The 9884-nt window shown below is 72.8% G+C and carries 10 protein-coding genes; 5 read left to right on the plus strand and 5 right to left on the minus strand.

Features of this window, described 5'->3' with window-relative positions; genetic code table 11:
• The 4 genes from nhaA to AOK18_RS34880 form a co-directional block, all read left to right on the plus strand.
• Positions 1-1430: Na+/H+ antiporter NhaA (nhaA, locus tag AOK18_RS27930; RefSeq protein ID WP_055696130.1), on the plus strand; the 1430-nt coding region annotated here is incomplete at its 5' end.
• Positions 1431-1622: 192 nt separating this feature from the next.
• Entirely contained in the window at positions 1623-2111 is a 489-nt protein-coding gene (locus AOK18_RS27935; RefSeq protein WP_055572878.1) for a phage holin family protein, read from the plus strand.
• Positions 2108-3058 carry an alpha/beta fold hydrolase gene (locus AOK18_RS27940; RefSeq protein ID WP_055696131.1) on the plus strand — a complete coding sequence of 317 codons (951 nt, stop codon included), beginning with the start codon at positions 2108-2110 and terminating at the stop codon, positions 3056-3058. Before AOK18_RS27935 ends, AOK18_RS27940 begins: the two co-directional genes overlap by 4 nt.
• Positions 3059-3245: 187 nt before the next feature.
• Positions 3246-3434 (plus strand): hypothetical protein, encoded by a 189-nt coding sequence (locus AOK18_RS34880; protein ID WP_074995031.1) that lies wholly within the window; start codon positions 3246-3248, stop codon positions 3432-3434.
• A 230-nt stretch (positions 3435-3664) separates the two neighbouring features.
• Here the strand turns inward: AOK18_RS34880 and AOK18_RS27945 are convergent, their stop codons facing one another.
• The 3 genes from AOK18_RS27945 to nth all read right to left on the minus strand — a co-directional run bounded on the left by AOK18_RS27945 (position 3665) and on the right by nth (position 6831).
• Entirely contained in the window at positions 3665-4864 is a 1200-nt protein-coding gene (locus AOK18_RS27945) for a MarP family serine protease (protein ID WP_055696132.1), read from the minus strand.
• 117 nt (positions 4865-4981) lie between these two features.
• Positions 4982-5677 carry an NUDIX hydrolase gene (locus AOK18_RS27950; protein ID WP_055696133.1) on the minus strand — a complete coding sequence of 232 codons (696 nt, stop codon included), beginning with the start codon at positions 5675-5677 and terminating at the stop codon, positions 4982-4984.
• Positions 5678-5838: 161 nt separating this feature from the next.
• Positions 5839-6831 (minus strand): endonuclease III, encoded by a 993-nt coding sequence (gene nth, locus AOK18_RS27955; RefSeq protein ID WP_420865652.1) that lies wholly within the window; start codon positions 6829-6831, stop codon positions 5839-5841.
• A gap of 250 nt (positions 6832-7081) precedes the next feature.
• On the opposite strand from nth, the gene AOK18_RS27960 reads away from it, so the two are divergent.
• Positions 7082-7756, plus strand: coding sequence for a Crp/Fnr family transcriptional regulator (locus AOK18_RS27960; protein ID WP_055572875.1), 675 nt, complete (start codon positions 7082-7084; stop codon positions 7754-7756).
• Between the two features lie 221 nt (positions 7757-7977).
• On the opposite strand, the gene AOK18_RS27965 is transcribed toward AOK18_RS27960, so the two are convergent.
• Positions 7978-8808 (minus strand): MBL fold metallo-hydrolase, encoded by an 831-nt coding sequence (locus AOK18_RS27965; RefSeq protein ID WP_055572874.1) that lies wholly within the window; start codon positions 8806-8808, stop codon positions 7978-7980.
• On the minus strand, positions 8805-9746 hold the full coding sequence (locus tag AOK18_RS27970) for an NUDIX hydrolase (RefSeq protein WP_240503341.1): 942 nt from the start codon (positions 9744-9746) through the stop codon (positions 8805-8807). The genes AOK18_RS27965 and AOK18_RS27970 overlap by 4 nt, the downstream gene beginning before the upstream one ends.
• Between the last annotated feature and the right edge of the window lie 138 nt (positions 9747-9884).

Below are 9884 nucleotides of genomic sequence, written 5' to 3' on the forward strand. Positions count from 1 at the left end.
CCCCCGGAGCCCCCGACCCGCGCAAGGCCTTCGGCCGGCTCTCCCTGCCCGAGCGGACCTACGTCGCGGACGCGCTGCGCACCGAGACCGTCGGCGGCGTACTGCTGCTGGTCGCCGCGGTCACCGCGCTGATCTGGGCGAACGTACCCGCCCTGCACGACAGCTACGAGAGCGTCAGCGACTTCCACCTCGGCCCCGAGGCCCTGGGCCTGAACCTGTCCGTCGCGCACTGGGCCGCCGACGGACTGCTCGCGGTCTTCTTCTTCGTGGCCGGCATCGAACTCAAACGCGAACTCGTCGCCGGTGACCTGCGCGATCCCCGGGCCGCCGCGCTCCCCGTCGTCGCCGCCCTGTGCGGCATGGCCGCACCGGCTCTCGTCTACACGCTCACCAACGGCATCGGCGGTGGTTCCCTGGCCGGCTGGGCCGTGCCCACCGCCACCGACATCGCCTTCGCGCTGGCCGTTCTCGCCGTCATCGGCACCTCGCTGCCGAGCGCGCTGCGCGCCTTCCTGCTGACCCTCGCGGTCGTCGACGACCTCTTCGCGATCCTGATCATCGCGGTCTTCTTCACCGACGACCTCGACTTCCTCGCGCTCGCCGGTGCCGTGCTGGGTCTGGCCGCCTTCTGGCTGCTGCTGCGCAAGGGCGTACGCGGCTGGTACGTGTACGTGCCGCTCGCCCTGGTCGTGTGGGGCCTGATGTACAACAGCGGCATCCACGCCACCATCGCCGGTGTCGCCATGGGCCTGATGCTGCGCTGCCACCGCCGCGAGGGGGAGGAGCGGTCCCCCGGCGAGCACATCGAGCACCTCGTCCGGCCCTTCTCGTCGGGTCTCGCCGTCCCGTTGTTCGCCCTGTTCAGCGCGGGTGTGGCGGTGTCCGGCGGCGCCCTCGCGGACGTGTTCACCCAGCCCGAGACGCTCGGCGTGGTCCTCGGCCTGGTCGTCGGCAAGACGGTCGGTATCTTCGGCGGTACGTGGCTGACCACGCGCTTCACCAGGGCGTCGCTCAGTGACGACCTCGCCTGGGCGGACGTCCTGGCGGTGTCGACCCTCGCCGGGATCGGGTTCACCGTCTCCCTGCTCATCGGGGAACTCGCCTTCGAGGGCGACGCGCCGATGGCGGACAGCGTGAAGGCGGCCGTCCTGACCGGCTCGCTGATCGCCACCGCCCTCGCCGTCGTGCTGCTGAGGATCCGGAACGCCAAGTACCGCAAGCTGACCGAGGACGAGGAACGCGACGACGACCTCAGCGGCGTCCCGGACGTCTACGAGGAGGACGATCCGGCGTACCACCTGCGCATGGCGGCGATCCACGAGCGCAAGGCCGCCGAGCACCGGCGGCTCGCCCGGGAGAAGACCGAGGGGCGTCACGGGCTTGCCGGAGTACCGGGCGGGGCAGGCGAGGATCACGACGATCCGGCATGATCTGACGGGACGGTACAAAGGTCAGGACAGTCGGAGCCGGTCCGAGCCGGTCGGACGCGCAACCGGGCACACGACCGGACACACGCGGCCGGGGCGGGTGGTGGGGTGGGCGGCGGCCGTCAGACGGCAGACTGGTCCTTGCTCAGAGGTACGCAGAGGCACGCAGGACGAAAGCAGAAGAGGGAGACCGCGATGAGCGCACCCGACGGCAGCCCGGTCGGCGCCGAACGCAGCATCGGCCAGTTGTTCGCCTCGGCGACGGAGAACATGTCCGCGCTGGTGCACGACGAGATCGCCCTGGCGAAAGCACAGCTCAAGCGGGATGTGCAGCGAGGCGCCACGAGCGGCGGACTGCTCACCGCGGCCGGTCTCGTCCTGCTGTTCTCGCTGCCGATGCTGAGCTTCGCCCTCGCCTACGGCATCCACACCTGGAGCGACTGGAACCTGGCCGTCTGCTTCCTGCTGTCGTTCGCTGCGAACGTGCTGGTCGCGCTCGTCCTCGCCCTGATCGGGGCGGTCTTCGCGAAGAAGGCCAAGAAGGGCCGCGGCCCGCAGAAGGTCGCCGCCTCGATGAAGAAGACGGCGGTCGTGCTGCAGAAGGCCAAGCCGCACCCGCGTCCGGAACTCCCCAGGGACCAGGTCCCCGAGGCGATCGAAGCTGTGGCACGCTCGTCCTCATGACGGACCCCGCCACTCCTTCGGCGCAGCCCTTCTCGGCCGTGCGCCTCGACATCCCCGGCGGCGCCGAGGTGACCCACCGGGACGTCGCCGCCAACGGTGCCCGTTTCCACATCGCCGAGCTCGGCGACGGGCCGCTGGTGCTGCTGCTGCACGGCTTCCCGCAGTTCTGGTGGACCTGGCGGCACCAGCTGACGGCGCTCGCCGACGCCGGGTTCCGCGCGGTCGCCATGGACCTGCGGGGCGTCGGCGGCAGCGACCGCACTCCGCGCGGCTACGACCCGGCCAATCTCGCGCTGGACATCACCGGGGTGATCCGCTCCCTGGGCGAGCCGGACGCCGCGCTGGTCGGGCACGACCTGGGCGGCTACCTGGCCTGGACGGCGGCGGCGATGCGCCCCAAGCTCGTACGACGGCTCGCGGTGTCGTCCATGCCGCATCCGCGGCGCTGGCGGTCGGCCATGATCGCCGATGTCCGGCAGTCGTCCGCCATGTCGCACATCTGGGGGTTCCAGCGGCCCTGGGTCCCGGAGCGGCAGCTCACCGCGGACGGCGGGGCGCTGGTGGCCAAGCTGATCCAGGACTGGTCAGGACCCCGGCCGCCGGAGGAGCAGGCGCTGGAGAACTACCGGCGCGCCATGTGCATCCCGTCCACGGCGCACTGCTCGATCGAGCCGTACCGGTGGATGGTGCGGTCGCTGGCCCGGCCCGACGGCATCCAGTTCAACCGCCGGATGAAGCGGCCGGTGCGGGTCCCGACCCTGCACCTGCACGGCTCGCTCGACCCCGTGGCGGGCGTCCGCAGCGCCGCCGGGTCCGGGGAGTACGTCGAAGCGCCGTACCGCTGGCGGTTGTTCGACGGGCTCGGGCACTTCCCGCACGAGGAGGACCCGGCCGCGTTCTCCTCCGAGCTGATCAACTGGTTGAAGGACCCGGAACCCGACCGCTGACGGCACGCCGATCGGCGTCCGCACCCCCTCCGTACTCCTTCCGCACCCCCTCCGTGCCCCTCCCGTACGCAGGAACGTTCATCAGATCTGAACACCTGTCCTATGAACGGCCATTTGCCTGCCGCATACGCCAATTGGCCCTGCGTCAGGCGGTTATCGACCATGGGTCGGGGGCAGTGGTCGGAGTATGGGCTGGACGCACGACTACAGTGACGCACGCCGCGACCGCCGTTCGGCGGGCGGTACGGGACCCCACCGGCAAGGCGGTGCACCGGAGATGACGGCTACGGATCTCAGGGTCGGGATTCCGCACATCCTCCGCCGCCGGGCCCGCTGGGTCTCGGTGCGGCTCCGCCACCATCACCCACGCGGCTGACGGCGGGGCGCACGTCCGGTCGCGTTCCCGAGGGACCTCCGGGCGCGGATCCGCCCTCGCCCCCTCTCCGCAAGACCCTCGCACGACCCCTCCGGGCCGTCCGGCCGCAGGCCTCCTGCACCCGGCCGGGCGCACAGACATCCGCTTGAGCATCCGCATGAACAGTCGTTCGAATGTCCCTGCGGATGTCCGCGGGTGTGCCCGCGCGGCCGGGACGGGCCCCTTGCCGCTCAGAGTGCGCAGCTGTCGCTGTCCACCTGACGGGTCGCGGAGCGGCCCTTGACGATGTCGTCCTTGATCTCGTCCACGGTGAGGGCGTATCCCGTCTCGGCGTCGTCGAGGGACTTGGCGAACACCACACCGTAGACCTGGCCGTCGGGGGTCAGCAGCGGGCCGCCGGAGTTGCCCTGCCGGACCGTCGCGAACAGGGAGTAGACGTCACGGCGGACCGTGCCCCGGTGGTAGATGTCCGGGCCGTTGGCCGTGATGCGCCCGCGGACCCGCGCCGACCGCACGTCGTACGCGCCGTTCTCCGGGAAGCCGGCGACGATCGCGCCGTCGTCCCTGCCCGCCTCCTCGGTGGTGAACCGCAGCACGGGCGCCTTCAGGTCCGGGACGTCGAGGACCGCGATGTCGCGCTTCCAGTCGTAGAGCACGACCGTCGCGTCGTACTTCCTGCCCTCGCCGCCTATCTGCACGGTCGGCTCGTCGACGCCGCCCACGACATGCGCGTTGGTCATCACGCGGCGCTCGGAGAACACGAAGCCGGTGCCCTCGAGGACCTTGCCGCACTGCGGGGCGGTGCCCATGACCTTGACGATGGACCGCTGCGCGCGGTCGGCCACCGGGCTGCCGGCCAGGGCGGGGTCGGGGGGCTGGACGTCGGTGATCGGCTCGTTCGCGAACGGGCTGAAGACCTGGGGGAAACCGTTCTGCGCGAGGACGGAGGAGAAGTCGGCGAACCAGGTGTCGGCCTGGTCGGGCAGCGCCCGGGAGACCCCGGTCAGCACCCTGGACTGGCGGACCTCCTTACCGAGCGTCGGCAGCGTCGTCCCCGCGAGGGCCGAGCCGATCAGCCAGGCGACCAAGAGCATCGCGACGACGTTGACCAGGGCGCCCCCGGTGGCGTCGAGCGCCCGGGCCGGGGACCAGGTGATGTAGCGGCGCAGCTTGCTGCCGAGGTGGGTGGTCAGGGCCTGCCCGACGGAGGCGCAGACAATGACGACGACGACCGCGACGACGGCGGCGGCCGTGCTGACCTCCGCGTTGTCCGTCAGGACGTCCCAGATGAGGGGGAGGAGGTAGACGGCAACGAGACCGCCCCCCAGGAACCCGACGACCGACAGGATGCCGACGACGAAGCCCTGGCGGTAGCCGACGACCGCGAACCACACGGCGGCGACCAGCAACAGGATGTCCAGCACGTTCACCGCTTTTTGCCTCGCCTCGTCATTCCGGTCGTTCCTGCCCGGCCGGAGTCCGGGGGCACCCGGCACGAACCGCCGTCCTCACCAGCCCCCGTACCGCACGGCACCGGGCCCACCCTGTCATGACCTCCAGTCCAGCGGGACCTGCTTGTCCCGGTCCCAGGGCAGCTCCCACCCCGCGTAATGGAGCAGCCGGTCGATGATCCCGGCCGTGAAGCCCCACACCAGGGCCGATTCGACCAGGAATGCCGGGCCCCGGTGGCCACTGGGGTGGAAGGTGGTGGTGCGGTTGTCCGGATTGGTGAGATCCGCCACGGGGACGGTGAAGACCCGCGCGGTCTCGTTCGGGTCGACGGCGCCGACCGGGCTGGGAGTCCGCCACCAGCCCAGGACCGGTGTGACGACGAAACCGCTGACGGGGATGTAGAGCTTCGGCAGGACGCCGAAGAGCTGGACTCCGCCGGGGTCGAGCCCCGTCTCCTCCTCGGCCTCGCGCAGCGCGGCCGCCAGCGGCCCGTCGGCCAGCGGGTCGCCGTCCTCGGGGTCGAGGGTGCCGCCGGGGAAGGCCGGCTGTCCGGCGTGCGAGCGCAGGGCCGCCGACCGCTCCATGAGCAGCAGCTCCGGGCCGCGCTTCCCCTCGCCGAACAGGACGAGGACGGCGGCCTGGCGTCCCGCGCCGTCCGCCGGGGGGAGGAAGCGGCTCAGGTCGCCCGGGGCGATCGTCCGCGCGACCCGGACCACCGGGTCCAGCCAGGCGGGCAGCCCCTCCGTGCTGAGCCTCACCCTGCCGTCCCGGGGATCGGTCACCCGTGTCATCGCCACCCCTGTCGTCCTGGCCCCCGCCGCTCCCGTGCCCCGTCCAACGCCCGGTGGTGCCTAGATCGTTCCACCGGCGGCGGCCGGGTATGCCCTCGCGTGTCCCGCCCCGTGCGCCGTCGCGCGTGCCGCCCCGTACGCCGCCGCCGCGTGCGCCGCCGTCATGCGGCGTCCAGGGGCGGGGCCGGCCGGCCGCCCGCGTCGAGGTAGGCCTGCGGGGGGTTCAGCCGCTGGCCCGGGAAGCCGCCCTTCTCGTACTTCAGCAGCTTCCGCGCCTTGTCCGGGTCGGTCTCGCCCTCTCCGTACGCCGGGCAGAGCGGGGCGATGGGGCAGGCGCCGCAGGCGGGCTTGCGGGCGTGGCAGATGCGGCGGCCGTGCCAGATCACGTGGTGCGAGAGGTCGGTCCACTCGCTCTTCGGGAAGAGCGCGCCGACGGCCGCCTCGATCTTGTCGGGGTCGGTCTCCTCCGTCCACTTCCAGCGGCGCACCAGACGCTGGAAGTGCGTGTCCACGGTGATGCCGGGGCGGCCGAAGGCGTTGCCGAGCACGACGAAGGCCGTCTTGCGGCCCACCCCGGGCAGCTTGACGAGATCCTCGAGACGGCCCGGCACCTCGCCGCCGAAATCCTCCGCCAGCATCTTCGAAAGGCCTATCACCGACCTGGTCTTGGCCCGGAAGAACCCGGTGGGGCGCAGGATCTCCTCCACCTCCTCCGGGTCGGCGGCGGCCAGGTCCTCGGGGGTGGGGTACCTGGCGAAGAGGGCGGGGGTCGTCTGGTTGACGCGCAGGTCGGTGGTCTGGGCCGACAGGACCGTGGCGACCACGAGTTGGAAGGGGTTCTCGAAGTCCAGCTCGGGATGGGCGTACGGGAACACCTCGGCGAGTTCCCGGTTGATGCGCCGGGCGCGGCGGACGAGGGCGGTGCGCGACTCGGTCCTGGGCGGCTTGGCGGCGGCCGCGGGCTTCGTCCCGGCCGCGCCGCGCGCCTTCGCGCTCTCCCTCGTGGTCGCCCTCGTGGACCCGTTCGCGGTCGCACCCTCGGTCGCACTCACGGTCGTTTTCTTCTTCACCGGCGCCTTCTCTGTCGGTTTCTCCGTCTCCCTGCCGCCGTCGGAGCCCTGTTCGCCCACGGCGGAATCCCGGTGCGCCGCCACCCGAACGGCCCCTGGGGCCTGCACTGTCACCGGCTTTCCGGCCACCCGGCCAGCCTACGACCCGGCGCCGGCATCCGCCCCGGCCCTCGGGGAACGGCCCCCAATTGGACCCCTGCCGCTTACCCGGGCAGGCCCGTGCGGCATCCTTGTGACAGATCACACTGTTTGGACTGTCCGGCAAAATGGGCACCCCGGTCCCCTGGTACACGGGAATCAGGATCCCCTGAGCAGGTCGACAAGGAGAGAACACGTGGACGACGTTCTGCGGCGGAACCCGCTCTTCGCGGCGCTCGATGACGAGCAGGCCGCGGAGCTTCGCGCCTCGCTGACCGAGGTGACCCTCGCACGGGGCGACTCCCTGTTCCACGAGGGCGACCCCGGAGACCGGCTCTACGTGGTCACCGAGGGCAAGGTCAAGCTCCACCGCACCTCACCCGACGGCCGCGAGAACATGCTGGCCGTCGTCGGGCCCAGCGAACTCATCGGTGAGCTGTCGCTCTTCGATCCGGGCCCGCGCACCGCGACCGCCACGGCACTGACCGAGGTCAAGCTGCTCGCCCTCGGCCACGGCGACCTCCAGCCCTGGCTGAACGCCCGTCCCGAGGTGGCCACCGCCCTGCTGCGGGCCGTGGCGCGCCGGCTGCGCAAGACCAACGACGCCATGTCGGACCTGGTCTTCTCCGACGTCCCGGGCCGGGTCGCCCGTGCCCTGCTGGACCTCTCCCGCCGCTTCGGCGTGCAGTCCGAGGAGGGCATCCACGTCGTCCACGACCTCACGCAGGAGGAACTGGCCCAGTTGGTCGGCGCGTCCCGCGAGACGGTCAACAAGGCCCTGGCGGACTTCGCCCAGCGCGGCTGGCTCCGGCTGGAGGCCCGCGCGGTGATCCTCCTGGACGTGGAGCGCCTCGCGAAGCGGTCCCGCTGACCCGAGCACCGGAGCCCCGGTCCCAGCCCCCGTGGCGTCCGCACCGCCCTTCGGCCGGAGGGCGCGGACGCCACGGGGGCGACCCATGGGTCCGTCGGCGCCCCGGGGTCTGCCCGGCGGATCGGGTCGGAGGCGATCGGCGGTGTCCGTGCGGCTGGACGTGCCGGACCGCCCGTCCCCGGCATGACCCCCCGTCCCCGGCATGACCCGCCGGACAGGCCCTAGATGAGCCCGTGCTCCCGCAGGTACTCCAGCTGGGCGCGGACCGACAGCTCCGCGGCCGGCCACAGGGAGCGGTCCACGTCGGCGTAGACCTGGGCGACGACCTCGGACGCGCTGTGGTGACCGTTCTCGACGGCCGTCTCCACCTGGGCGAGGCGGTGGGCGCGGTGGGCCAGGTAGTACTCGACGGCGCCCTGGGCGTCCTCCAGGACGGGGCCGTGACCCGGCAGGACCGTGTGGACGCCGTCGTCGACCGTGAGCGAGCGCAGGCGGCGCAGCGTGTCCAGGTAGTCGCCGAGGCGGCCGTCGGGGTGGGCCACGACGGTCGTGCCGCGTCCCAGGACCGTGTCGCCGGTGAGGACGGCCCCGTCGGCCGGCAGGTGGAAGGCGAGCGAGTCGGCGGTGTGGCCGGGGGCGGGCACGACCCGCAGTTCCAGGCCGTCCACGGTGACCACGTCCCCGCCGGACAGTCCCTCGTCCCCCAGGCGCAGCGCCGGGTCCAGCGCCCGTACCCTCGTGCCGGTCAGTTCGGCGAAGCGGGCGGCGCCCTCGGAGTGGTCCGGGTGACCGTGCGTCAGCAGGGTGAGGGCGACGCGCTTGCCGGCCCGTTCGGCGGTGTCGACGACGGCGCGCAGATGCCCCTCGTCCAGCGGGCCCGGGTCGACCACGACCGCGTGCGCGGACCCGGGTTCCGAGAGGATCCAGGTGTTGGTGCCGTCCAGGGTCATCGCCGAGGCGTTCGGGGCCAGGACGTTGACCGCCCGCGCGGTGGCGGGCCCGGAGAGGGCCCCTCCGCGCGGTTGGCCGGGGAGGGCTGCCGCGTCCGTCATGTCGTGGTTCCGCCGTTCGGGAGGTGCAGGGTGAACTCGTCGTACCCCGGCCAGGACAGCACGATCCCGTCCTCGTCGAGCCGTGTGGTGACCAGCACCGGCGTGAGGTCGCGCGCGGGCGCCGCATCGAGCGCCTGCGCCGCCGTCGTGTACGCCGTCAGCTGGCGCAGGGTCGCGATCGTCGGCGGCATCATCAGCAGCTCGCCCCGGTCGTACGCGGCGGCCGCCTCGCGCGGGGCGATCCACACCGTGCGGTCGGCCTCCGTGGAGGCGTTCCGGGTGCGCTGGCCCTCGGGGAGGGCGGCGACGAAGAACCAGGTGTCGTAGCGGCGGGACTCGAACTCCGGGGTGATCCACCGGGTCCACACGCCGAGCAGGTCCGAGCGCAGGACCAGTCCCCGGCGGTCGAGGAACTCCGCGAAGGACAGGTTCCGCGCGACGAGCGCCACGCGGTCCGCCTCCCAGTCCGGGCCCGTGGTGTCGCCGACCACGGAGTCGGGCGTCGGGCCCGCGAGCAGCACCCCGGCTTCCTCGTACGTCTCGCGCACGGCGGCGCAGACGATCGCCTGGGCCGCCCTTTCGCCGACGCCGAGCCGGTCCGCCCACCACGCGCGCGTGGGGCCCGCCCAGCGGACGTGCAGGTCGTCGTCGCGCGGGTCGACGCCGCCGCCGGGGTAGGCGTAGGCGCCCCCGGCGAAGGCCATGGAGGCGCGTCGGCGCAGCATGTGGACGGCGTAGCCGTCCGCGGCGTCCTTCAGGAGCATGACGGTGGCCGCCCGCTTCGGCGTGACCGGGGCGAGGGTGCCGTCCGCGAGCGCACGGATGCGCTCCGGCCATTCCGGCGGACACCACTGCCCGCCGGCCGGACCGCCCGTCCGGTTCTCGGCCCGGTCACCCGTTCGGCCTACGGCCCGTCCATCAGCCCGCGCATTAGCCATGGCCGGAGGCTATCCCGTGACGGGCTGATGTTCGAGGGGCCCACGGGGAGAGGGGGACGGACCGTCCCCGCCCCCGTGGACCGCCGGACCGCCGGCCCCTCCCGGCCGCCGGCCCGTCCCGGCCGGGGCCCGCCCCGG

The organism is Streptomyces prasinopilosus, from assembly GCF_001419695.1.
In the GTDB taxonomy this organism is placed as follows: domain Bacteria; phylum Actinomycetota; class Actinomycetes; order Streptomycetales; family Streptomycetaceae; genus Streptomyces; species Streptomyces prasinopilosus.

Coding starts and splice junctions, on each gene's coding strand:
- AOK18_RS27935 (WP_055572878.1), top strand. CDS start 1,623: ATGAGCGCACCCGACGGCAGCCCGGTCGGCGCCGAACGCAGCATCGGC.
- AOK18_RS27940 (WP_055696131.1), top strand. CDS start 2,108: ATGACGGACCCCGCCACTCCTTCGGCGCAGCCCTTCTCGGCCGTGCGC.
- AOK18_RS34880 (WP_074995031.1), top strand. CDS start 3,246: ATGGGCTGGACGCACGACTACAGTGACGCACGCCGCGACCGCCGTTCG.
- AOK18_RS27950 (WP_055696133.1), bottom strand. CDS start 5,677: ATGACACGGGTGACCGATCCCCGGGACGGCAGGGTGAGGCTCAGCACG.
- AOK18_RS27965 (WP_055572874.1), bottom strand. CDS start 8,808: ATGACGGACGCGGCAGCCCTCCCCGGCCAACCGCGCGGAGGGGCCCTC.
- AOK18_RS27970 (WP_240503341.1), bottom strand. CDS start 9,746: ATGGCTAATGCGCGGGCTGATGGACGGGCCGTAGGCCGAACGGGTGAC.